This is a genomic window from Bacillus sp. GB_SG_008, assembly GCF_052038115.1.
Lineage (GTDB): Bacteria > Bacillota > Bacilli > Bacillales > Bacillaceae_G > Bacillus_A > Bacillus_A rhizoplanae.
This window is the reverse complement of record NZ_JBPZSK010000005.1, coordinates 301,851-325,133: the sequence shown is the minus strand read 5'-3', so window position 1 is coordinate 325,133 and position 23,283 is coordinate 301,851. Positions and strand designations below refer to the sequence as shown.

The 23,283-nt window shown below is 36.1% G+C and carries 21 protein-coding genes and 2 pseudogenes; 6 read left to right on the top strand and 17 right to left on the bottom strand.

The features are described from left to right. Positions 1 to 44 precede the first annotated feature (44 nt). From ACTDJC_RS15410 to ACTDJC_RS15400, 3 genes are all read left to right on the top strand, one after another. Positions 45 to 827 (top strand): hypothetical protein, encoded by a 783-nt coding sequence (locus tag ACTDJC_RS15410; RefSeq protein ID WP_440603931.1) that lies wholly within the window; start codon positions 45 to 47, stop codon positions 825 to 827. A 672-nt stretch (positions 828 to 1,499) separates the two neighbouring features. Beyond that, complete coding sequence (locus ACTDJC_RS15405; RefSeq protein WP_440603930.1) at positions 1,500 to 1,907, top strand: DUF2809 domain-containing protein; 408 nt, start codon at positions 1,500 to 1,502, stop codon at positions 1,905 to 1,907. A 135-nt stretch (positions 1,908 to 2,042) separates the two neighbouring features. Beyond that, positions 2,043 to 2,501 carry a GNAT family N-acetyltransferase gene (locus tag ACTDJC_RS15400; RefSeq protein ID WP_440603929.1) on the top strand — a complete coding sequence of 153 codons (459 nt, stop codon included), beginning with the start codon at positions 2,043 to 2,045 and terminating at the stop codon, positions 2,499 to 2,501. A 58-nt stretch (positions 2,502 to 2,559) separates the two neighbouring features. On the opposite strand, the gene ACTDJC_RS15395 is transcribed toward ACTDJC_RS15400, so the two are convergent. From ACTDJC_RS15395 to yeiL, 9 genes are all read right to left on the bottom strand, one after another. Next, entirely contained in the window at positions 2,560 to 2,799 is a 240-nt protein-coding gene (locus ACTDJC_RS15395) for a DUF3977 family protein (protein WP_098310217.1), read from the bottom strand. A 215-nt stretch (positions 2,800 to 3,014) separates the two neighbouring features. Continuing rightward, positions 3,015 to 3,614, bottom strand: coding sequence for a GNAT family N-acetyltransferase (locus tag ACTDJC_RS15390; RefSeq protein ID WP_440603928.1), 600 nt, complete (start codon positions 3,612 to 3,614; stop codon positions 3,015 to 3,017). An 899-nt stretch (positions 3,615 to 4,513) separates the two neighbouring features. Then, positions 4,514 to 5,914: a protoporphyrinogen oxidase gene (locus ACTDJC_RS15385; protein ID WP_440603927.1), complete on the bottom strand. Its 1,401-nt coding sequence runs from the start codon at positions 5,912 to 5,914 to the stop codon at positions 4,514 to 4,516. Between the two features lie 350 nt (positions 5,915 to 6,264). Then, positions 6,265 to 7,779 carry a class I adenylate-forming enzyme family protein gene (locus tag ACTDJC_RS15380; RefSeq protein ID WP_440603926.1) on the bottom strand — a complete coding sequence of 505 codons (1,515 nt, stop codon included), beginning with the start codon at positions 7,777 to 7,779 and terminating at the stop codon, positions 6,265 to 6,267. 283 nt (positions 7,780 to 8,062) lie between these two features. Beyond that, positions 8,063 to 8,380 carry a protealysin inhibitor emfourin gene (locus tag ACTDJC_RS15375; RefSeq protein WP_098310213.1) on the bottom strand — a complete coding sequence of 106 codons (318 nt, stop codon included), beginning with the start codon at positions 8,378 to 8,380 and terminating at the stop codon, positions 8,063 to 8,065. Positions 8,381 to 8,419: 39 nt separating this feature from the next. Next, positions 8,420 to 9,481, bottom strand: a complete 1,062-nt coding sequence (locus ACTDJC_RS15370) for a M4 family metallopeptidase (protein WP_440603925.1) — start codon at positions 9,479 to 9,481, stop codon at positions 8,420 to 8,422. A 394-nt stretch (positions 9,482 to 9,875) separates the two neighbouring features. Then, a complete protein-coding gene (locus tag ACTDJC_RS15365; RefSeq protein WP_440603924.1) occupies positions 9,876 to 11,021 on the bottom strand; it encodes a zinc ribbon domain-containing protein in 1,146 nt (381 codons plus the stop codon). Positions 11,022 to 11,341: 320 nt separating this feature from the next. Then, the gene (gene pssA, locus ACTDJC_RS15360) at positions 11,342 to 11,833 is read right to left on the bottom strand and encodes a CDP-diacylglycerol--serine O-phosphatidyltransferase (protein ID WP_098310210.1); all 492 of its coding nucleotides are present in this window, start codon (positions 11,831 to 11,833) and stop codon (positions 11,342 to 11,344) included. Between the two features lie 256 nt (positions 11,834 to 12,089). Beyond that, on the bottom strand, positions 12,090 to 12,788 hold the full coding sequence (gene yeiL, locus ACTDJC_RS15355; RefSeq protein WP_098310209.1) for a transcriptional regulator YeiL: 699 nt from the start codon (positions 12,786 to 12,788) through the stop codon (positions 12,090 to 12,092). 96 nt (positions 12,789 to 12,884) lie between these two features. Between yeiL and ACTDJC_RS15350 the strand changes: the two genes are divergently transcribed. Both ACTDJC_RS15350 and ACTDJC_RS15345 read left to right on the top strand, forming a co-directional pair. Then, on the top strand, positions 12,885 to 13,307 hold the full coding sequence (locus tag ACTDJC_RS15350; RefSeq protein ID WP_098310208.1) for a DMT family transporter: 423 nt from the start codon (positions 12,885 to 12,887) through the stop codon (positions 13,305 to 13,307). Positions 13,308 to 13,320: 13 nt separating this feature from the next. Further along, positions 13,321 to 13,785: a DMT family transporter gene (locus ACTDJC_RS15345; protein WP_098310207.1), complete on the top strand. Its 465-nt coding sequence runs from the start codon at positions 13,321 to 13,323 to the stop codon at positions 13,783 to 13,785. Between the two features lie 32 nt (positions 13,786 to 13,817). On the opposite strand, the pseudogene ACTDJC_RS15340 reads toward ACTDJC_RS15345, so the two are convergent. The 3 genes and pseudogenes from ACTDJC_RS15340 to ACTDJC_RS15330 form a co-directional block, all read right to left on the bottom strand. After that, positions 13,818 to 14,245, bottom strand: a pseudogene (locus ACTDJC_RS15340) (aminoacyl--tRNA ligase-related protein); the annotation flags it as partial. A gap of 130 nt (positions 14,246 to 14,375) precedes the next feature. Then, a complete protein-coding gene (locus ACTDJC_RS15335; protein ID WP_440603923.1) occupies positions 14,376 to 14,783 on the bottom strand; it encodes a GNAT family N-acetyltransferase in 408 nt (135 codons plus the stop codon). A 187-nt stretch (positions 14,784 to 14,970) separates the two neighbouring features. Continuing rightward, entirely contained in the window at positions 14,971 to 15,222 is a 252-nt protein-coding gene (locus ACTDJC_RS15330; RefSeq protein WP_098310205.1) for a hypothetical protein, read from the bottom strand. A gap of 425 nt (positions 15,223 to 15,647) precedes the next feature. On the opposite strand from ACTDJC_RS15330, the gene ACTDJC_RS15325 reads away from it, so the two are divergent. Next, a complete protein-coding gene (locus ACTDJC_RS15325; RefSeq protein WP_440603922.1) occupies positions 15,648 to 16,490 on the top strand; it encodes an alpha/beta fold hydrolase in 843 nt (280 codons plus the stop codon). Positions 16,491 to 16,915: 425 nt separating this feature from the next. On the opposite strand, the gene ACTDJC_RS15320 is transcribed toward ACTDJC_RS15325, so the two are convergent. The 5 genes and pseudogenes from ACTDJC_RS15320 to ACTDJC_RS15300 all read right to left on the bottom strand — a co-directional run. Then, positions 16,916 to 17,914 carry an HAAS signaling domain-containing protein gene (locus ACTDJC_RS15320; protein ID WP_440603921.1) on the bottom strand — a complete coding sequence of 333 codons (999 nt, stop codon included), beginning with the start codon at positions 17,912 to 17,914 and terminating at the stop codon, positions 16,916 to 16,918. Next, positions 17,901 to 18,248 carry a PadR family transcriptional regulator gene (locus tag ACTDJC_RS15315; protein WP_253629904.1) on the bottom strand — a complete coding sequence of 116 codons (348 nt, stop codon included), beginning with the start codon at positions 18,246 to 18,248 and terminating at the stop codon, positions 17,901 to 17,903. The genes ACTDJC_RS15320 and ACTDJC_RS15315 overlap by 14 nt, the downstream gene beginning before the upstream one ends. 397 nt (positions 18,249 to 18,645) lie before the next feature. Beyond that, positions 18,646 to 19,155: a GNAT family N-acetyltransferase gene (locus ACTDJC_RS15310; RefSeq protein ID WP_440603920.1), complete on the bottom strand. Its 510-nt coding sequence runs from the start codon at positions 19,153 to 19,155 to the stop codon at positions 18,646 to 18,648. A gap of 514 nt (positions 19,156 to 19,669) precedes the next feature. Next, positions 19,670 to 21,859 carry an outer membrane protein assembly factor BamB family protein gene (locus ACTDJC_RS15305; RefSeq protein WP_440604012.1) on the bottom strand — a complete coding sequence of 730 codons (2,190 nt, stop codon included), beginning with the start codon at positions 21,857 to 21,859 and terminating at the stop codon, positions 19,670 to 19,672. A gap of 114 nt (positions 21,860 to 21,973) precedes the next feature. Further along, positions 21,974 to 23,248: pseudogene (locus ACTDJC_RS15300) on the bottom strand (metallophosphoesterase N-terminal domain-containing protein); the annotation flags it as partial. Positions 23,249 to 23,283 lie beyond the last annotated feature (35 nt).

Here is a 23,283-nt window from a genome sequence, read left to right as displayed (position 1 = left end):
TTGCAGGAATAACCTCCGCTTATAAATTTGAAGACAATCTGTATATGTCTATAACAGGTACTCCAACAAAAATAGATAACAGAGTTTTAGTTCTAAACTTAGAAACACTTGAAACAACCTATATTAAAACAGAGGAACTGCCTATAAATCTTTCGATTAATGGGGACTTCGGTTATGTCATTCATAACTCTGACCTTACTTCTGGCATTATCACTAAGATTGATCTTCGTAATGATAAAATAGTTAAACAACTTGAGTTACCTGGAAATCCTAGGAATATTACAATTAATGAAGATGGTGTCTATGTTATAGCTGACAATGTAGAAGAAAAGAGTCAAACCATCTATTGGATTGACAAACAGCTAAACAGTACTACACCTATTCATAACGAGTTCACATCTGTTCCTAACGACTCTGCAATTATAGATGGAAATCTATATATCATGAATATGTCTAATAAAGATCTAACTGGACCAACAAATCGGCTAACATGGGTGGACTCCTCTAGCAGAGAAATAAAGCTAGCTGAGTTAAACGAACCTTCTCCATATCAGATATTTAATATTGGGTCTGAAAGAGTCATTATCCATTTTGATCCAATATCTGCATCTGGTGGAAGCGTATCTGTTTTAGACTCAGACAACAACACTAAGAAACACTATAAATTAAAAAATCTTCCTTTCAAATCTCATGTATACGGTGATCTTCTTTATACAACTGATTTAAAAAAATTATATATCTATGATTTAAATGAATTTCGATTACAGGAATCCCACGAGCTACCTGTTGATGAAGATATGGTTATGGTAGATTTCTTTTCTAAATAATCAATTTTGATAAAATCTCTTTCCTAAAACAAAGAGGATTTTGTAACAAATATTAAACTTCTGCGTTCGGAAATTATGTGAACGAACAGTCTCTTCAGTTCTTCTGAAGGGACTGTTCAGGTTTTGCAATAGATTGGTTTTATGTTAACAAAAGGTTCGTTCCTGTACAGAAAACACCTTTTTAGTCTACAACTATTTTTTAATAGTCTAATCCTTTATTGATTAAAGGTTAGCCTCTTTCTCTATTGAAAACTTTATGCAAGGATATATACATGCTTGTTTTAGTAAGTATGATTTCTCAGAATTTCCCTTATTCCCCGTAAGCGTCGCTCTACTTGGCTCTATATGTTACGTGTTCATCTCCTAAATTATTTTTCTTTTATTTCTTACGTCTAATTATAGTATTTTTCAGTTTTCAAATTTTTTGTATTTACCAACACTACACCATTCCGTTGGAGGGATGATGTTGTAATTGATGTAGCATAATGAGCCTTTTATATTTTAGGGATTTTTATACTTTAAAGAACAAATAGATTATTGAAACAATAATAAAAAGCTTATAAAATTACTTAGAAAACACCTTTGAAACTATTTTTGATATCTTAACTAGTAAAAATATAGAGTATGTATTCGTTAATTTTTTAAAAGAACACTTTAAGGAGAAATTTACATATGACATATAAACGTAATCGATTACTGTACGCGATGATAGCCATCATTGTAATTGTATTAGGACTATACTCAAGAAAAATTGCTCATGTGCTACCACATATTTTGAATACATACTTAGGCGATGCACTGTGGGCTTTAATGATTTTTGTTGGTTTTGGATTTATTTTTAAAAGAGCTCATACAAAAACCGTTGCGTTACTCGCTATATCATTTTGTTATATTATTGAATTTAGCCAACTATACCATGCTAGTTGGATCGATCATATTCGAGAAACAACTTTAGGCGGATTGATATTAGGTTATGGCTTTTTATGGAGCGACTTATTAGCTTATGCGATAGGCATTGGAGTAGGTGTTGTAAGTGAACTGTTATTTGTAATGATTCGCAAACCTAGTAATCTTACATAAACTAACCTCTTATTGTTCTACCTTAATTTTCGATTTTATCTTTTTATCATCAGCAGTCCTTTTTCATTAATCAACCATGCAGGAAGTTGCTGCTTCATAAAGAAATGAATAATGAAATAAAAGGAGGCAGTATATATGTACATTTATCATAACGGGCTCATTATTCGCGAAGGAACGAAAGGAATACCAGCTTCTGCTGTGAAGAGTTTGTTTCAAGATGCTGGTTGGGTTGGAAATCATACTCCTGCATGGCAAGATGAACGCTTCACTTTAATATTCGAAAACTCTACTTGGGCTTTTACAGTATGGGATCATGAGGAAATGATTGCGATGATAAGAGTCATATCAGACCAAATTATGGCTGCTATGATAATGGATGTAGTCGTAAAAAGTGACTATAGAGGACAAGGGATCGGTAAAAAGCTTGTAGAGTTATGTTTACAAAAACTCCCCCACGGTGATTGGTTTGCGAATACTTCAGCAAATAACTTTAACTTTTATGAAAAATGCGGATTTGAAGTAAAAGATCTTTCTCAAAACGGCGCTTGTGCATACTATGGATTTGCAGAAGCAAGAAGACAAGGACACAGATGAAAATGAGAGGAATCAAAATGTTACATACCGTACACTTTTGATTCCTCTCATTCTCTACTTATCTCTTACTTACAATTCCCAAAATAACTTTAAATTCATTACGGTTCTTTTTCATTTTCTTAAACCCTTCTTTTGTATCTATAATGAAACAAATTTTTCCTACCCAGCACCTCATATACGCTGATTCAAAATGAATTGGTTTCACAATGCCACGCTGCTCCGTTTCAGTTCCATCCTCATATTCTATTTCCGTCCTTACAAGCCACTTATTTCCGATCCCAAACTCAATATACTTCAATTGCACTTCTCCCTGTTAAAATGTTTATAAGTTTATAGATCAACATAATTATATTATGTTAACTTTTAGTTTCTTATATTCTCTCTTAAACATACTACTTGTTCTATGGATGAAATGTAGAATCCTTCTTTTATTACTCATTCACAAACCATAACAGTTCTATTTAGAAAACAAACTAGCTCTGCTTCTATGTAAAGTATAAATTACAATTTCAATTAAAGAAGCCTATACACACCATCACAATTAGTACCTGACCAAGTTATAGCATAAATACAAGTGTTAGTTAATGTCCTTCCATCTGCCGATAAATCTTCATTCTTTAGTATCCCTTCTAACTCAAATCCTAACTTTTCAGGGATAGAGCGACTTTTAAGGTTTGTGGATTCACACCTAATTTCAATTCTTTTAAATTGAATTTGGTTTAACCCAAAGTTGGTTAATTCTTTTACTGCTTCTACCATATATCCATTTCCACTAAACGGTGTGTTAATCCAGTATCCAATTTCACATTTAGGAATGTCCCAGTCTATTCCTTGAATGCTTACTGTTCCAATAAAATCATTGGTATCTTTATGAAAAATAAGAAAACGAAAGCTCTCTCTTTTTAAAAACTTAATATGCGCTTCTCTCAAGTTGATTTCTGTTTCTTCAACAGCAGGAATGTTCTGTGCAAAGGGCAACCAAGCCTTTAATTCATTTAAGGAATTTTTTATTGCTGCATTTACTGTCCTTCCGTCCCCAGATTGTAAGGGCGCTCGTAGTATGAGTCTTTCTGTTTCTATTTGAAATGGAACATCTAATAATATTGGATTCATTACAATACCCTCCTTTTATAAACTTTCTCAATTTAAAAAATAAAAAACTCTCGTCCTCAAGATTATGAATCTTGAGGACGAGAGTTGTGCTCATCGTGGTACCACCTCAGTTTATCGATATGTCACCATATCAACCTCTTCAGGTACGGCAAATTGCGTATACCCTATCTCTATAACGGAAGAACCCGTCGCATTATCCCTAATCATCTTAGTTCCGTATGAAGCTCCAAGTCTTTTTTCATTAAGAACGCTATCTCTCCTTCTCAGCTACTGGAGTTCTCTGTCACATAGCATTTCTTAATTACTCTTCTCTTCATCGCTATTACTATTTCCTATTATTAATTGCATTAATGATAATCAGAAAATTGATTATTGTCAAATATTTTTGGTTGTTAGTAGTAACAAGTTTCATCAAATGTTACTTTAACAATTAAAGAAAATAAAACTACACGTGTAGAAACCTTAATCAAAGTTAAATAGTAAGATATATACATCAATTAAAAAACCGACATAAAACCCCTCTTTTTAGGTGGGAGAGAGCATCTGGCCATGCATAGAAGCGATTAGGGGCCTTTTTATGCCACATGTGAAGTAAAAACAGAAAGAGCAAACGAGTGTAGGTTACTTTTTATTCTGCATAGCAGGGATTTAGATGTCGAAAAATTAAAATGGATTTATATAGGTACAACAATGTACGAAATCCTCCTCTTATACTAGAGGAGGATTTCATCAAAAATATAAAGTGAAACTTTAATCAGTGGGGGTTCTTCATCCCCCACTAATTATTAGTTGAACCAATCGGGCTTTTACGGGCAGTTTATCTCCCGCCTAACTTCTCTGCTTTCGCCGAATTTTGAGGTGGGAGTATTACTGCCCGTTAATGCGGGATAAAGGTGACATTACTCCGAACAAGTATGTAATGTTTTCATAATCTTATCTGCCGTATTCTTTCCATTCCCTATGCAAGCTCCAATGCCTACACCATAATATGAAGCACCAGCTAAGTAAACATTTGGAAAAGCAGCTGACAATTTCTCATTCAAAGATTGAACTGCCTGATTATGTTCTAAATGATAATTTGGCATTAAGTCTTTCCAGTTTGTAACTTCAACAATCTGCGGCTCACCCTGAATTCCAAGACTTTTTTTAATATCAGATAAAGCAACTTGAATGAATTCTTCTTTACTATTATTTTTAATCTTTTCATACGCTGGATTTGAACTTTTATAAAACATTCTTACTAATAAGTTTTGTTTATTTGATGTATGCTTCCATTTCCTACTTGTCCATGTACAAGCATCACAATATAAATTACCATTTTCTGAAACAATAAAGCCTGTCCCATCTGCCGGTAATTGATTATCAGGTATTTCAAATCCTAAATAAATACTAATAAGAGATGAATTTTTGAATTTATTGAAATCACTGTTTAATTCGGCAGAATTTAGTACTGCTTGTGCAATATCGTGAGGAGCAGCTAAAACAATGTAATCCGCCTTTAGTTTCTCTTGATTCGAAAAAGAAACTTCATACCCATTACCGAATCTACTTACATTTGTCGTTGTTACTCCTTTTCGTATTTCCGTCTCAGTCAACACCTCTTCTAACCGATTAACAATCGTAGAGAGTCCTCCTTTGAACGATAAAAACTTTTTATTTCCAGCTGCCTGGAATTGTTTTTTGTTCACTTCAAACCCTTTAATAATACTGCCGTATTTATTTTTATAGTCAAGTAAATATGGTAATGTAGATGCCATTGTAAGTTCATTTAATTTACCGGAATATACCCCTGAAAGGACAGGAGAAATTTGCTTCTCAACTAATTCTTTTCCTAAAAAGCTTTCTAAAAATAAAGCAAGCGATGTATCTTTCGTAAAGCCTTTGTTTTTAGTAATAAAATCTTTCAGTGCAATAATTTTCCCTTTCGTTGAGACTAACGTACTGCTAAACAACGACTCTACACTTGTAGGGATTCCAAATACTGTATCAGCGGGAATAGGATGTAACGTATTCTCTGAATAAATGTAAGAAATACCAGTTTCGTTATATACCATATCATCTTCTAGATTCAGTTCTTTTACAAGGGGCATCACATTTTCATTTCGAGCAACAATTGAATCTGCTCCTGTTTCCATAATAAAATCATTTTCTTTTACACTGTGAATTTTCCCGCCTAAATATTCCTCTTTTTCTACAAGGATCAATTTTAAATCTATATTGTAATCCTTTTTTAATCTTTCTAAGTAAAACATAGTAGAGAGTCCCGTAATACCTCCACCTACGACAACAACTGTTTTCATACCTACTGAGCTCCTAACCGATACTATAAATTGATAAATTTCTTTATTATTATACCCAAAAGTTAGCTTTCTCGACTAGCAGCTTACACAGTCTGTAAAAAATTAGACAATATATACGAACACATTTCAGGTTGATTATGATGTACTGGGTGATTAGGCAAAAGGAATAACCGCAATATGACAACTCTTAACTTATAAAACTTCTAAAGCATCTCTTATATTACTCACACAATTATTGAGTGAATATTCTTTATCATCTTATACAAAATTTAGTAAATCATTAAAACAAGTAAAAAGTCCAGTTATGTATAAAACATAACCGGACTTATCACTTAAAATAGGTAACTCCTTTAATCATTTTTTACTAGGGCAGCACTCCTCAACTCTCTTTTTAATACCTTTCCTAAAGCATTTTTTGGTAATTCCTCAACGAATATTACTTCTGGTATTTTATAGCTCGCTAATTTTAACTTACAGTGCTGAATAATATTTTCTTCTGTTAGTGATGTGTGGATGTCTTTCACGATATAAGCTCTTGGAATTTCTCCCCAAAAATCATCTGGAATTCCAACTACTGCAACTTCTAACACACTACTTATTTCATGAATTACTTCTTCTACTTGATCTGGATATACATTATCGCCACCATGTACAATGACATCTTTGTATCTTCCCATTATATATAAGCATCCGTCTTCATCCAGCATCCCGGCATCACCCATGTAAAACCAATTATTCTTTACTACTTTTCTTGTTGCCTGTTCGTTATTCCAATAACCTTTAAACATATATGGACTTTTTACAATAATCTCTCCCACTTCATTCGCAGGTAATTCCTCTCCTGTCTCTGGATGAATAATCTTTACCCCTACATGTTTAATAGGTTTTCCTACAGAAGAAATTTTTTCTTTCGCCATATCTGGTCTCCATGAACTTACGATCCAACCTTCTGTACTTCCATATCCTTGTACCATAAAGATTCCTTTCTCCGCATACTTTTGTATAAGAGTTTCAGGTACTTTTGTTCCACCACTTTGTGCTACTTTGAAAGAAGGAATATTACGTTCTTTTTTATTTAATTCATCAAGCATATAACTGTACACAGCTGGAAACGCAAGCATAGTTGTAATCTTCTCTTTTTCAATCGTATCCCAAATGAGACTAGGATTTGAATCAGATAGAAAAATCATCGTGATACCGTAATAAATACAATTTAATATAGAAAGTACACCACTCATATGAAAAAGTGGATGTACGGAAAGAAAACGTCCGCCTACTGGAACCTCCCTTTGGCCTGCAATTTCCGTAAAATAATCATGTAAATTTTTATGGCCAATGACACATGCTTTCGCATTTCCGGTTGTTCCAGAAGTAAATAAGAAAATCGCATCGTCATCTTCATGAACTTCTACCATTGGTTCCGTCTTCGGCTGGTCTTGTAATCGTAATTCAAATGAATTTGATACTTCCATATTTTTTTCAGTTTCTAGTACATGTTGAATTTCTTTTACTGCTTCAACTTTAGATAAAACTTCGTTAAATTCAGCATCATAAAATAATACCTTTAGCTTCGCTTCTTTTACAATCGTTTCTAATTCATAAACAGTAAGTTGATGATTAAAAGGTATGAGTACGGCACCGATTTTTAAGCTTGCCATCATAATCGTTGGAAACGGATGATTATTTTTACATAAAACACCGATACGATCTCCTTTTTGCACACCGCTGTTTAACAAGTAATGCGCAAGCTGATTTACTCGTTCGTTATATTCTTTAAATGAATATCTTGCCCCTCCACCAACAAGTGCTTCAATACTTGGTGATTGTGTTGCTCGTTTTTGTAATAATTGTTGCATTGTACGCAAGAAAAAACACCCCTTTTTATTTTCAGGACTTTATTTTACTATATTAATTATTAATTTACTAAAGATTAAATTAAGTGAATTTAATTTAATCAAAAAAATATCCCTTTACCTAGTAGATATATTGACAGCGTTATATCATAATGCCCCTTCGTTTTTAGGAACAATAATTTCTTAAGTTGATGGATGCGGGGTCCCGCCCTATCCCCATCAAGCTAACAAATAAAAATACCCCAAAACAAAAAGAACTCACTATGTAAATATATACATAGTGAGTTCTTTTTTATTATTCTTCCATTTTTTCGGCAATCGCCAAATTACGTAAATAATCCAATAAAGGTTGCACTTCCTGCGGAGCTGTTACATCGGTAAATGAAAAGGATTTTGGCTCTTTTCCATCTTCTATCCTTAGCTGATAAGAAAAAGCATCCGCTCCATTGATTGTAACAACCTCTAATTCACTTGGTTTAAGATTTAAAATATTAGCTTGCTTGATTAAATCAAGTAATTCCTTAGCTATTTCCTTTGGTAACTCGACCGTATTTGTCTGAAAGGTTAAATGGAGATTAGCGATTCCCCCGATACAGCTAAATTGGATATGCATATGAATATTAAGCCTCCAACTTCATGATAAAGAATATGTCTAAGAAGGTATTCCCACCGTTTTAAAAGCAGATTCTACTGTTTTTGCAGCCGTTTTAGGAACTTCTCTACTATCAACAAGTTTTTGCGCTGCTTTAATTACGATTTGTGCAAATTGATTGAAGTTTGTAGTTGTAAATAAATTTTGTATTGCATTATACCATATCAAAGCTGCCTTATCTGTTCCAATCTCCATAGATACAAGATAAAATACCTTGTTTGGTATGCCACTATTGATATGAACACCATGGTGATCAAGATCTCCCTGATAATAGTTTTTCATATGATCAGGTTGCATATCCTTACCCATTAGTCGGTTATCAAATGCAGTACCAGGTGCTTTCATTGAACGAAGGGCTTGTCCTTTTAGTGTTGGTCCCATTATATCAGCACCAATTAGCCAATCCGCATCTCGCGCTGTTTCCTTTAAATAAGATTGCTTAATTGCTATTCCGAACACGTCCGAAATATGTTCATTCAAAGCTCCGGGTTGTCCTTCATACTCTAATCCGTTAGTGAATTGAGTAATACCATGTGTAAGTTCGTGCCCAATAACATCGAGTGAATTTGAAAAACTTGTAAAAATAATTCCATCTCCATCACCAAACACCATTTCATCACCGTCCCAATAGGCATTTTGAAAGTTATGCCCATAGTGAACATTCAGAATGAGATCTAGCCCATTGTCATCAATAGAATTACGGTGGAACACATTCTTAAAATAGTCACGCACAATTCCAGCATAATCGTACGCATGGTTAACCACAGTATCCCCACTTGATCTATCTCCTTCTTTTCTAACCTCATTCACTCTAAGATTTGTCGTCCCTTTGCAATCGTATACATGGCGAGCAGACTCACCTCGCGTTCCTGTTCCAGCATCAGTTAAAGCGACAACACCATTAATATCATATTCTTTCAAAATTCTACGCTTTCGAATTTTTAGACTTTTCTCCAAAGTAATTCGTGCTGTTTCTACTTCATTTTGTGCTAAATTCTCCAAAATATAGTTAGGTACAATAAAACATTTGCAATTATTATGCGTACACCGTTTTGTATGCAAGTTTTACACCCCTTCCTAATAGTAGTAAAAACAACTCGATTAGCTTTCTCTTATTACATTAAGTTGAAACACTTTTTAGTAGAGCTTTTCTAATATCCTAATCTTGCTTGTATATAATTCTTCTACTATTTATATAGTGATTCCTTGTTTCTTTCCTAATTTCACATAAACATCGTGACTTTATTTCAAACCCAGAAAACCGAAATCTGTATTCCCACGAACAACTATGGAGAGATGAAATTTTCATTTTGGGGAACAGTAAATTTCTTAACTTGATAGCGATAGGGTCCCGCCCACATTTTAATGAAAATATATGCTAAGTAAATTTCGATATGAAAACTCCCGCCACTTATCTCCTTCGGATCTTAAAGTGGGGGTTTTTCGTGTATCACCTTCAAGAGATGCTTAACACGAGTGGAGTTGACACAGCTGCCTGATGGCACAACCCCTCTATTCCATCGGCAAACGCCTTTGGAACTGCTTTTTTTAAGATGTTATAGGAACCATTCACATCGGCGTTCAGTAGTTTATTCTGTTTTGTACGGTACAAGCCACGTTTGATGCGTTTTCCACTGAATACAGGAATGTCCTCTTCACCATAAGTGGGGATTTCATCATTGTTTAGAAAGGAAGCCTTGCTTGTATACGATTCTTCCACTACTTGTACAGCAATACCTTGTCGATTCGCCTTATAGGTGATCATTTCAATGAGTAGATTATGCGGGATGTTCCCTGTATTCGTTGTGATAGTTGCAATGTTATTAATCCCTAAGTCAATACTCATATAACGATTGTTGTCAACATACTCAGGTGCTGGCTCGGACTGTTCTGTCACAATTTCCACTTTAAATTTCCCGTAAGCAGGGGAAACACGTACCTCTTTGAGATTTTCGATAGATCCGAACAATTTACCGACATTTAATCTTATGCTTGTTTTTGGAAAACGAATGTACTTATCTTGGAGTTTACACACTTGATTCGTGAATACAATTTCTTTCATAGATGATTTGATATATCTTGGAATGCGAGGTCTACCCGTAAAAGTGGAAGGATGTTTCATATATGCCTTGATGGATGCAAAAAATGATTTCCAGTTTTGATATAACTTCTTCATAACCGCTTGATTCGTTTGCGCTGGCAAGTTCATATAATCTTGTTGTTTCATTGTTTTAAACAAACAATCTAGATAGTTATACGATAGGAATGATCTCTCTTTTGTAGGGAATGCAAACAAATTACACTTGATTTCGTTCCGTTCTTCTACAGGTTTTTCTTTCTGTTTTTGCACACGTTTTTGGTACGCACGAAGTTGATTTTCATTCATAGTTTCGATGTACATTTGTAATGTATGGAGGACTTCTTGTTGAAGTGGCTGTAATGGTTTACCAGCATGTAAGGCCGTATATACTTGGCGAATATAGAAATTCGTTGTATTGTAGAGATTTTTTGCATTTTGACACATTTCCATGAAGTAGGCGTACAATTTGTGACCTTGCTTAATCCAAATTTGATAGGTTGCATATTCTTTTTCTTTCGTCATGATTTTCACCTCCTTCTCCTCTTTCCTTCATGATACTACAAAACGCCAAAAAAGAACATACATTCGTATCAATACCAAAAATTTTTTATGAATGTAATGGCAATTCATCCCCACCTTAAACCGGGCTATGCCCTGCGCGTTTTGAAGGTGGGGTTTTCTTGCTCATTTTCCGATAAAACGAGCTGACTTTTTACTCTAAGAAAGTTTATAGGCTCCCATCCCAGTAGTGAAATATGTTTTAGCAATTCCTCATTGAAATCATACTTACTCAAATAAACGATATTCCATAAAGGCTTGATGGCAATGGAGCGGGACCCAAATTAAAGTTTTTTAAACCTAATTGGACTTACCATTAAGAGAGCAAGGATTAAGGTAATCCATGCATTACTATATGAAAACAAACTCATACCGGCCAATGGTAATCCAGCAGCTGGGATAGGTAATCCCTTAAAATATCCAATGGTTGGTTTAACACTAAATTTAGCTAATCTTAAAGCACCCATCATTGGAAAAAGGATAAATGCCAAAGAAGTTAAAATAGATGGTGCTGCTATCGAATGAAATAGAAGTGCAGGAGCAACCCCAAAACTAACAATATCAGCTAAGGAATCCAATTCTACGCCAAGTTCACTATTCACTTTTAATTTTCTCGCAATCCTTCCATCAAGAAAATCTAAAACAGCCGAAAAGAAAATAAAAATGGAGGCTACTTCCAAAAAGCCACTCATATTCAAGGTAATTGAAAAAACACCGCACAATAAATTTCCAAGCGTAAATAAATTAGGTACAGCTTTTACTATCCGATTGAACAAGGTTGTCCCCCCTAAGTTGATCAAACTTCCTATTTATGTAGCATTTTCTATATATTCTTCCGTTATTCTTAATAAATACATGACCACTGTACGCTAAGCAAATTTCGACAAGAAAAAAGCCGATTTCCTGTACGTTAAGGAAAATCGGCTTTTCATTATTCTAAAGGAAGATCGTACTTATTTCATTTTTTATCGTATTTTCATCATTAATAAAAATCATCTTACCCTACTCACTGCTTTCCTTACAAACATATATTTAATTTTGTTTATAAACATCTGCCGCCAACTCTTCCAGTAAAGGCTCGTCTATTACTTCAAAATAACTTCCCTTCTTTTCTAACGCTCCTTTATCACAAAGAGTATTTAATGTTCGCAGTAAATGTCGATAACTCGTCCCTAATAGCTCCGATACTTCAGTTAAATTCCCTTGAAATATCATTGTTTTTTCTCTATCCTCAACCTTTTCACTTGTCGCAAGAATGTAACTCGCTAATCGGCTCTCAAGTGGATAAAGTAAATTAATAGAGCTATTTTGAGCAAGTCTAGCTAGTTTATGGGCTAAAGAATCACAAATAAAGCTTAAAAAAGTTGCGTCATGAAGTAAACGTACTCTAATTTTTTCTAGTGGGATTCCAATGCAATATGAGTCCTCTATCAGTTGAACATTTGAAAAAGTTTTTTGAGAACGGACCAATTCTACATCTCCGATTACTTCAAATCGATTATAAAAAGTTAATAATAAAGATTTACCGTTACTTAAAGTCGTATATACCTTCGCTTTTCCTTCTACAAAGAAGTAAAGGTAAGAAAGCGTTTCATTTTCTCTACATATGTATTCATTCTTTTTAAATAACAACAATTCCATAACAGATTTTATATCGCTACTGAAAAATCCCTCAATATTATTCTTTTGAATATACTCATCTAACTTATGCGGATCATATATTTTTTTCATAAATCCTCCAAATCCCCTCTTTACTATGACATATGTCATAATACCCCTTAATCCAATCATGATAAATTATGATTAAAATTGCAAGGAGGAAACGCTATGTACAAATTACTTTCCGCACTTATTGGTGCTTTTATCGCACTTATGCTTCCATTAAACGGCATCTTAGCAGAAGTTATAGGAAACTATAACGCCAGCGTTCTTATTCATATTGTTGGATTAATTGCGGTTATTATCATTTTACTAGTTGGTAAATTTAAAATTAAGATTCACAAAGGAATCCCGCTCTACTTATATAGCGCAGGAGCTATTGGAGTGTTCACCGTACTATTTAACAATATTAGCTTTTCGGAGCTTGGTGTATCCTTAACAATCGCTTTAGGCTTACTCGGTCAATCGATTACTTCTATTATCATCGATCATTTCGGATTATTAGGAATGAAAGTTGTGAAGTTTGAAAAAAAGAAAATGGTCGGCCTACTACTTATTGCTTCTGGAATTTTTGTCATGAATATTTTTTAACGGAGGGTAAATGATGTTATATATATGTATTGCCATTTTAGCTGGATGTTCCATTGTAATCGCAAGAGTAATTAATGCAAACTTAGCAACTCAAATTGGAATTTTCCAAGGTACTTTTTTCAACTATATCACTGGTCTAGCTTTTTCTTTTCTATTTTTAGTTTTTAGTAATGAATCTTTTAATATGTCCTACACGACATTGCAATCCATACCGTTTTTCGCTTATTTAGGAGGATTAGTAGGTGTTATCGTAATTGGATTATCAAACTATATTATCCCTAAAATATCTTCCTTCTATTTGACATTACTCATTTTTATTGGTCAATTAAGTATGGGAATTATCATTGATTTTTTCAATTCACATGAACTATCGGTTGGTAAGATCGTTGGAGGTTTATTAGTATTAATGGGACTCACATATAATTTAATCATTGATCGAACAGATATATCTGTTCAAAATAAGAAACAAGCCTACTGAGGCTTGTTTTTTATTTTCATATTTACTCTGTCTTATTTAATAACTTCTTTTCCACCCATGTATGAGCGCAATACTTCCGGAATCATAACTGACCCATCTTCTTGTTGGTAATTCTCTAAAATCGTTGCTACTGTGTGCCCTACCGTAATCCAGAACCATTTCATGTATGCGCAAATTCTGGTTTTGCTCCTTGTGTACGACCAAAACGAATACCTGCACGGCAAGCTTGGAAATCTTCACAGTTTGAACAAGAAGAAATTTCTCGATATGTTCCATAGCTCGGTAACCATACTTCAATATCATATGTTTTTGCAGATGGGAATGCCATATTGGCTGTACATAATGTAATTACTCGATAAGGTAATTGCAGCAATTGTAATACTTTTTCCGCATTAGCTGTTAATTTTTCTAATTCGTCGTATGATTCTTTTGGTTTTGTATATTTGACCATTTCAACTTTTCTTCAATTAAAGCGCCCGATTGTTGAAGATCATTGCTTATTCAATATGAGCACCCGTTAATTCTACAAAGGGTTTTGGCAGAAAATCGCAGTTTTTCTGCCAAGGCCCCTACAATAAATTAATTTAAATTTATCGATTTATATTCTTTGTCATACCAATGGTAAATTTCTTAAATCCAAAAGTTTCATAATATGTTTCCAAACTTTCTACACACATAAGTTGAGGAATTACTCCATTTTGCTCACAATGTTGAATAATTCGATTCACCATTTCTTTTCCGATTCCCTCAGACTGATAGCTTGGTAGCACACACACTCCACATACAATTCCAGTAATTACACCATCCGAAATAACACGTCCCATACCTACTAATTGTTGCTTATCAAAAGCATATATTGCATACCAACTTTGATTACACATTTGTTCCAATTCATTAACTGTTAATTTAAGTGAATTCCATCCTAAAGATTCATATAGGGGCAGTAATTGCTCAAAGTTATCAGGGGGCTCAATCGTATAATGTATAGATTTTTCCATATAATCACCTCCTGGATTTTGTATATTACATTTTAACATCAACACATGAATTTATATTTTCACATAGCTTCTTCCATTAACTTGTCCCCGTTACTTGAAGAAGAAACCGCATTATCATTGTTCCAGTAACGCACCCGATTGTTAAACCATCCAACATTGTTTGCGAACTACGAAGTAAAGGCTAAGTTTATTTGCTTTTATTTTTACCAAATTTCTCATTACCACGTTTAAAGTTACCCGTAATTTTAGCTAACAATAACTGTACTTCAGTTATATTATCTTCAACTTCTTTGATTCTTGCTATAAGACGCTCTGCCTCTCTATCCTTTACAATTTTAATTTGTTTACCTCCGTAATAGATTACTACCGTTCCTTTTTTCGTTATTTGATAAGCAAAAGGTTCTTTACTTAATCTGTTTCGTTTATCTATTTCGCTCACTGCACCGTCTCCCTACTTATTTTAGTTTCGAACATTACATTCAAAAAAATCAGTTTGTTCACTTGTTTTCTTTTAATATTTTATTCACAGTTTGTGTTAACTACGACATAAAGAGAGATGGATTTTCATTTCTCTTCTTACATTAAATGGCCCTTTAATGGAATAACATAACTTGCGGTTTTAGAGATTGTTTTATCAATCACATTAGTAGGTGAAGATTGTTTCCACGATGTAATAGTTTTATAAGTACTAACCATTAAACATTAATTTTCAAATACCTAGAATTAAAAGGAATAGTATGCATAGCAGCATAAAAAATAAAAGGGGTAAAGAAAACTTTAGTATGGAGGGAATACCCCTATATTAACAGAAATAAGTATGGTTATGATTTCCAAATCATTTAACATTTAAAAGGAGGTAAAAACATGAGTGAACAGATACTGAAAGTAAATAAAGTAGATATATGTACAGAAAGTTTTGGAAACCCTAAGGATCCTGCTGTGCTTTTAATCATGGGAGCGATGTCTTCATTAGACTGGTGGGATGAGGACTTCTGCCTCCGTCTTGCAGATCAGGGGAGATTTGTCATTCGGTACGATCATCGTGATTTGGGACGATCCGTCACTTATGAACCTGGGACTTCTAACTATACAATAACGGACATGGCTGACGATGCGGTTGGAGTCCTGGATGCTTATTCCATAGAGCGGGCCCATATCGTTGGAATGTCCCTGGGCGGTTTGATCGGTCAGATTCTTGCCCTGAGATATCCAGAACGCATATTTACGCTTACCCTAATTGCATCAAGTGTGTTCGGGACTGAGATGAAAAAACTGCCTCCAATGGATCAAAGCATACTGGATTACCATGCGAAAAGTGCTTCCATAGATTGGTCAAATCGTGAGACGGTCATTTCCTATCTGGCGGGTGGATGGAAAACTTTATGTGGTTCCAAACCTTACGAGGAGGTAAGAATATATAAACTGGCGGAAAGAGAGGCTGCCCGAGCTAAACAGCTGCCGAGCAGATTCAATCATGCCATGCTGCAAGGCGGAGGCGAGTATTATGATAGAATGGGTGAGATCAACGTACCTGTCCTCATTATTCATGGCACAGAAGATCCAGCTCTCCCATACGAGCATGGACTTGCTCTTGCGAAAGCTATTCCCCATGCTGAATTAGTGGCTCTTGATGGATCAGGTCATGAGATTCATAGTGAAGACTGGGACCAAATTATAGACTCAGTTGTAAGTCTTAGTTCGCGATAAAAAATTAGTGATTTCACTTTTTATATTAAAAGATGCCTTATTAAATTTTATACCTGTTGTATACTAGCTAATCTATATGAAGTGAGCAAAAACACCAATCCCTTACGGTTCAAGGGATTGGTGTTTATTCATATTTTATCGTTTATACAGTTTTATAGATTGTAGATGAATCAACGTTTTGGCTTTTTCAGAATCCTGTTAGCATAAAAAAGTCAGATTTTATGTGATCTCTTATTCAATATTATGGCCCTTTAACGGAACAACTCTATTATCACTCAACAGTTTCTTAATTAACCATAAAAACGGTTTAACTTTTATAAACAGTTCATCTTTTTCAAAACGGTTCCACTTTATTTCAAAGATACAATAGCAACATGATTATTCTGATTTTAAAGTACGTAATGGTAGTTTAATAAGCAAATATATTAACGAATTCTAGCCTTACGGAAGCCATCAAATACACTGATTGCTGTAAATAAAATAAAGATGAAAATTCCACCGCCAACTATCCATGTTTCAAGTTGATTAGCTGTTATGGTAAATAAATTAGTCATATACGTAATAAAATCTTGGGTTATCACGTTCGGATTTGTTACTATAACAATGAATACAATGGTTGCGATAAGCTGGAGTGCAGCATTACAAATTGCAATTCCTTTTGTCCATTGCCCCTTTAATAATTTATAAAGAGCTAATGCTATTTCGAAACCAATTACAACAAGAACGATTGGCCAATATCCATGTAAAACTTCCTGATTAAAAGTTGGGGTCACGAATTCAAGTCCGTCTCTACCGCGTTCATATACACCTACAAGATGATTCGCATAAAAATAAAGAGTTGACCAAATCGCAGTCCACATTAAACTTGCAAATACTTCGCCCTTTGAAATCGCTTTTTTCTTAGGGACATAAGAGATATTTTTCAAATCATCAGGAGTCCATTTTTTTAAGCTTACTGTTAATGGCTGCCCATCTCTTCCTTTATCTGCTCTTTCTAAAATAGCAAACACAAGTGTTAGCCAAAAGAATACGTGGATCCCTACTTCAATGATGCTCCCTATTCCTTTGCCTATAAGACTAAAAACAATATTTATAACCGCTTGTTCTCCACTATACCCAATAGAATATATGGCAATCATCGAAATTAACGTAATGACAGCGGCAATCGGTAAACTCATTTTTAGTAGCGTCACATATCCATCAAAATAGCGGGGACCAATTAAGTGCGTTGGCCAGTCTCGATAACCATTAGCCATTGTGACTGGGCTCCCTAATTTTTCAAGAACCGCCTTTACATCTTCTTCACTGTAATCATCAGGCAGCATATCCTCTATGGTTGACCGTAACTCTAGAGCAATATCCTCACGATTTTTTTCAGGCAGTCTCCGAGTAACTTCGTGTATATAAATCTCAATCAGATTCATCGTCTTCCTCCTTTTTTAATAAGCTATAGAGTTCTTTCGAATTCTTAAGCCATTCCTTTTTTAACTGCAAAAAGATCTCTAACCCATATTCACTTAAAACATAAAACTTACGGGGTCTACTCTCTGATGTATCCCAACTACTCGTCACTAATTCCTGTTTTTCTAATCGGCGAAGCAATGGATATAAGGTACTTTGTTCAATGGTAATGCCCGATTCCTCCAATAACTGAACAAGTGAATATCCATACTGGGGTGTTCGTAATTGACTTAAAACGGCTAATGTCAACGTTCCTCTCCTAAGCTCTGTCGTTAATGAATTCAATAATGTACTCATTCACCCACCTCATTTTTTATATACTATATGTCATACAGTGTATACTTTATGCTATGCATCATACAGTATTATTGTTACAACATTATTTGAAATAAAATGACCTTTTAAGAAATAACAAGACAAATTGTAAGAAAAGTACATAAAAAACAACGTTTGTATTTAAACGTTGTTTTCTCTATCATTTCATTATTTTGGTTTACTTCATCAGAAGGCTATATTACTTTTTTCTTTGTTCCATTTAAACAAAGAAGTCACCTCATTCATTCGCTTTTAGATAAATGAAAAAAGCATAAACAAATAAATCCTCATCATATTTTCAAAAAGTATGATGAGGATTTGAATGTAGTCTATACCTTTTTCTTGTTTAGTCTATGACTTTATTGTAATTACACAATAATCACGCTTGCATAACCAGACCATTTTGACGAAGGCGACTCATCATAATTTCATCAATAAATTTACCGTTTGCTTTTAAACTCCCCTTCTTTGTTCCTTCTTCTATAAAACCAAATTTTTCATACAACGCTTGTGCACCAGGATTTGTTTCGAGAACGCCAAGTTCTATCCTTTCAAGCATTAGCCAATTGTCCGTAAGATCGAGAATTTTTGTGAGTAATGCTTTCCCAATTCCTTTTTTATGATATTCACTATCTACACCGATAAATATATCTCCCGAATGCGATCTTCGTCCTTGTCCTTGCGTTAAACCTACAAATCCAACAACATTACCATCAAACTCCGCAACAAATTCAAATTGATTATGTCCTAAGTTACGAATTCTATTTTCCATAGCATCTACTCTCATACTCGGCATGAAAACCATATATGGCAAAACTGCATCTTGTATACAAATACGATGAATTGCACTAGCATCCTGTATCTGAACGGGACGAATAGTTACTTCCATTACAACATCTCCTTCAACTAAAAAATAAGATTGTTTTGGGATATTCTATACACAATGTAAAGATTCCTATCTAAGGCTATGGAAATGATTCATGAATCACTATTATTGAATTTCTTTCACAGACTTTTAAAATGCATAAAAAACTATTAGTGTAGCTTTGAAATAAAGTCATGATGTTTATAAAATAGTTACGATGTTTAAAACAAAGTCGCGACGTTTATAAAAAAGTTGCGATGCAATACGTTATCACACACTTTTTATCAAACTTAATTCAAAAGCTACAGAGGGCATTAAAAAAGTCTATTTCACAATAAAAAGAAGCTGATTACCTACTATATGTAGATGATCAGCTTCTTTTTATTTTCTATATATTTACGCATTTTTGATCAAACTTTTTTATAAAACGAAAAGTTCATCCAAAAAGAAAAGAATCCATTTTGATTAATCTTTTTTCAAAATGGATTCTTTTCGGTTCTCACTAAATAAGGGTTTGCAAAACATTTCTGATCAAACTTTATTCCAAACCAACATCCGGATCAATGGAAGCAAGTTGATTTGCCCATTTAGCAATATTTGCTGCAGGATTGCTTCCGTCGGCAGGATAGTCCGTAATATGATACCAGCTAATCGTACGTTTTTCGCCAGCTTTCATGCTAGCATCAAATGATGCTCCGAAGATATATCCAAAAGCACTTAATCCGGAGGGCTGATCCTTCGTCCAAGCAATTCCATGAGCAGGGCTGGAGATGGCAGTTTTCGGTCCGTCATAAATATAGTTTCCAGTCCATCCTGAAGTCATGAAGCCGGGATTTGTTTTCGTAATCCCTGGAACAAACGCTGTGTCATCTGCACTGTCTGGATCAAGCAGGTATTGGAAATAACCATTGAAATCCTTCTCACCCGTATTCTCCAATTCGAGCGTAAACTTTACCACCGGTGCATTTGGAAGTGCCCGATACGTAACAGAAGCTTTAATAGAAGGATCTATTTGTGCCTGTCCGGATGCCTGAATGGTATCGCCAACCGTTTCGATATTCGATAATGACAGCCACTCTCCATCACGGTTCCAAGGACGCTTTGGATCGTTCATTGTCGGTGAAAGGATCCATTCACTCCAATCGAGCGTTTCCAGTGCGTTGTCATCAAGCAAGGCAATGTCCCCAAGCCAGCCTGGCTGAAATGTACCTGCCAGGTTATTAGCGCCAATTTGTGAGGAAATCGTCGCTTGGATGCGGTTATTCATGATATAGTGATAGGTTTGTCCCGTCATGGCATCGAGCCGCGGGCTTCCAGCATTAAAATCCGGCGCTTCCAGGGACATTCCTGCCACAGGTGCTGTGATTTCACTTATTTTAAATGCAACTGTTTTCACTTCCCCGCTGGCAACTTCTACGGAAACTGGCGCACCGCTTTGATAGCCCCTGCGTTTAGCTGTAAGAGAATATTTGCCAGGCTGCAGTCCGATAAGGTATTGTCCGTCAGCATTTGTTGTAGAAACCTGGCTGTTTCCTTGGCTGTCTGTCGCAACAATCGTTGCCCCTCCAATCGGTTCTCCTGTTACACTGTCCGTTACCTGTCCAGATAGTCTCGGCCAGCGTTGTGCAGCCTTTCCTCCTGGAGTAAAGGCGTACAGGTTCCCGTCTAATGCTCCCACAACTAACGTATTTCCGGAAATAGCCGGGGAAGAAGCTACCCATGCTCCTATTTCGTGCTCCCATAAAGGTTGTCCGGTTAATTTGTCAAATGCATAAAGTTTTCCATCGTTCGAGCCGATAAATACAGTTTCACCACTAACCGCCGCAGAAGAAATAATCCCACCCTTCGTGCGATAGCTCCACTTCTTTGTACCAGTGGCTGCATCGAACGCAGCTACGTTTCCATCCGGGAATCCCATATACACCACTCCAGCCGCTACTGCAGGAGAGGATCCAGTTGTACCGCCAGCAATATAGGATGAATCCGGGCTCTTGTAACGCCATAGCTCTTTGCCCGTAGCTGCATCAAGAGTAACCAGCAATCCGCCGCCGTACCCCATATATATCCGTCCATCCGAGATAGAAGGCATAGAGTGCATCCAGCCACCAGCAGGTTTTTTCCTCCATAATTCTTTACCGGTTGAAGCGTCAAGTGAGATCAGCCAGCCGCCATCTCCTCCAACATAAATTTTCCCGTCCTGAACGACAGGAGTGGATTCTACAATCCAGCCGCCAGCTAAAGGAACATTCCATATTTCTGCACCTGTGCGGGCATCAAGAGCCATCATTTTACCGCCGCTGCCTGTGCTGTATGCCTGGTAGACTACTCCATCTACTACCGTTGGAGAATAGTACATCCAAGCGCGCTGTACTTCATCCTTCCCAACAGTCTTTTCCCAAATTACCTCTCCGGTTTCTGCATTCATGGCATAAAGTGTACCGCGAATCGACGAAGCATATACAATTCCGTCTGCAACAGCAGGCGAAGCTTGTACCTGTGCGTCTGCTTTTACTTCCCACCGCTTTTTACCTGTCTCAAGGTCAACTGCATGGATAGCGTGATGCTCATTACCGCTTTCATCACGTGTACCAATATAAACCACACCATTTGAAATGGCAGGTGACGAAGTAAGGATTGTTCCAGGTGTACGGTATGTCCAGTCAAGGCTCAGACCAGCTGCAAGTGTATCTTTTGCCTCCCCGGTATGCTGGGCATTGCCGTGGAACATCGACCAGTCTGTTCCCTTCTTCGGTTTAATCCGAGTTTCATTATCAACAATGCTAAACGTATTATTTTTAACCCAAGTCTTGCCCCCATCATCTGTTACTCTAACTTCAATGGCATGCTGACCTTTGTCTGCTTTTCCAGCATCCCATTGATCATACCAGGCCATACCGCTGCTTTGCTTTAGCTTTCTCCACGAACCGCCATCAATACGGTATTCAACCTTAGTGACGTTACTTGTTGTGTTATAGGCATTTACCAAAATGTCCATTTTTCCTTGTGGAACTTCGCTGCCTGCTGCAGGATGAACAATCGCCGCGCTTTGCTTCACGTCATACATTTTATATTGCTCTTCCTGCTTGTCTCCCTGGAAGGTAACCATGCGGAATCCGTTCGGCATCTGGTCAATCGTATAGGCACTAGAAACGGTTGTCACATGGTTAGCGCCTGGAATTGTGTCCTGGGCTACATCATTGACGTGAGTATGTCCTACCATCACCAAGCGCGTATGATATTGGCTAAGAAGATCAATAAATTGCTTCGTATTTTCTGGCGTCGGGGTTTCTGGAGTATTCATCGGTTTGTGAACAAATACAACAACTTCTTTGTCTTTTGCATTCAGTTCAAGATCCTGTTTTAACCACTCGAATTGATCAGTTTCTTTGAAACCCAATACATTTTCTAATGTTACAAAGTGTCTATTGCCATAATCGAATGAATACCACTCCGGTCCAAGATAAGTACGGTAACGGTTAATTCTCGTTTGATAATCCGTTCCCGGCCCAAAATCATGGTTCCCAACTGCCGGATAAACCGGGAGAGAAGATGTTGCTGTACTCGCAGTATAATCCTGGAATTCTGTTGGGTCTGCCCGGTTGGTCAAATCCCCGCTTACGGCGATGAATGCCGGATTTCCGGTTGATTCATTGATTTGTGCTAACTGATCTGTGAAGCGTTCACGATTATTTGCAGTACCTGCCTGGACGTGAACATCGGCAATGTTGACAAAGCTGAAATTAGGATTGCTGCTTTCCGGCGTATGTAGGAGACCAAAGTTTTGCTCCTTTGTTTCCCCAGGCTGCACATTGCCAAGCTGTCTGTAAAACTGCGGTGTTTTGTTTTTGTCAGTCGGTACGCTGTATCCACTTGGGGTTGTTACAAAAACAATATCGTCCTGACGTCTATCTGCATCAATCGTTAACGTATAGTTTCCTTGATCATCTGTAACCGTTATATTTTTACCGTCAGATACGGAAACATGCGGAATGCCCTCCTCGTTCCCATCACGGCTCCCATTTCCGTTTTTGTCAGCGAAGACTGTACCCTTTATAGTTGCTGTAGGATTTTCCGCTACAACTGGTTTAACTACAGCAGCAAAAGCAAGGCCGCACATTACAACTGCAGCAACAGGTTTAAGTTTTTGTTTTA

Excerpts from the sequence above, each read along its gene's own strand:
- ACTDJC_RS15410 (WP_440603931.1), top strand. The coding sequence starts at position 45 with ATGTCTATAACAGGTACTCCAACAAAAATAGATAACAGAGTTTTAGTT.
- ACTDJC_RS15405 (WP_440603930.1), top strand. The coding sequence starts at position 1,500 with ATGACATATAAACGTAATCGATTACTGTACGCGATGATAGCCATCATT.
- ACTDJC_RS15400 (WP_440603929.1), top strand. The coding sequence starts at position 2,043 with ATGTACATTTATCATAACGGGCTCATTATTCGCGAAGGAACGAAAGGA.
- ACTDJC_RS15390 (WP_440603928.1), bottom strand. The coding sequence starts at position 3,614 with ATGAATCCAATATTATTAGATGTTCCATTTCAAATAGAAACAGAAAGA.
- ACTDJC_RS15385 (WP_440603927.1), bottom strand. The coding sequence starts at position 5,914 with ATGAAAACAGTTGTTGTCGTAGGTGGAGGTATTACGGGACTCTCTACT.
- ACTDJC_RS15375 (WP_098310213.1), bottom strand. The coding sequence starts at position 8,380 with ATGCATATCCAATTTAGCTGTATCGGGGGAATCGCTAATCTCCATTTA.
- ACTDJC_RS15365 (WP_440603924.1), bottom strand. The coding sequence starts at position 11,021 with ATGACGAAAGAAAAAGAATATGCAACCTATCAAATTTGGATTAAGCAA.
- yeiL (WP_098310209.1), bottom strand. The coding sequence starts at position 12,788 with ATGAAAAAAATATATGATCCGCATAAGTTAGATGAGTATATTCAAAAG.
- ACTDJC_RS15350 (WP_098310208.1), top strand. The coding sequence starts at position 12,885 with ATGTACAAATTACTTTCCGCACTTATTGGTGCTTTTATCGCACTTATG.
- ACTDJC_RS15345 (WP_098310207.1), top strand. The coding sequence starts at position 13,321 with ATGTTATATATATGTATTGCCATTTTAGCTGGATGTTCCATTGTAATC.
- ACTDJC_RS15335 (WP_440603923.1), bottom strand. The coding sequence starts at position 14,783 with ATGGAAAAATCTATACATTATACGATTGAGCCCCCTGATAACTTTGAG.
- ACTDJC_RS15325 (WP_440603922.1), top strand. The coding sequence starts at position 15,648 with ATGAGTGAACAGATACTGAAAGTAAATAAAGTAGATATATGTACAGAA.
- ACTDJC_RS15320 (WP_440603921.1), bottom strand. The coding sequence starts at position 17,914 with ATGAATCTGATTGAGATTTATATACACGAAGTTACTCGGAGACTGCCT.
- ACTDJC_RS15315 (WP_253629904.1), bottom strand. The coding sequence starts at position 18,248 with ATGAGTACATTATTGAATTCATTAACGACAGAGCTTAGGAGAGGAACG.
- ACTDJC_RS15310 (WP_440603920.1), bottom strand. The coding sequence starts at position 19,155 with ATGGAAGTAACTATTCGTCCCGTTCAGATACAGGATGCTAGTGCAATT.
- ACTDJC_RS15305 (WP_440604012.1), bottom strand. The coding sequence starts at position 21,859 with ATGTTCCACGGCAATGCCCAGCATACCGGGGAGGCAAAAGATACACTT.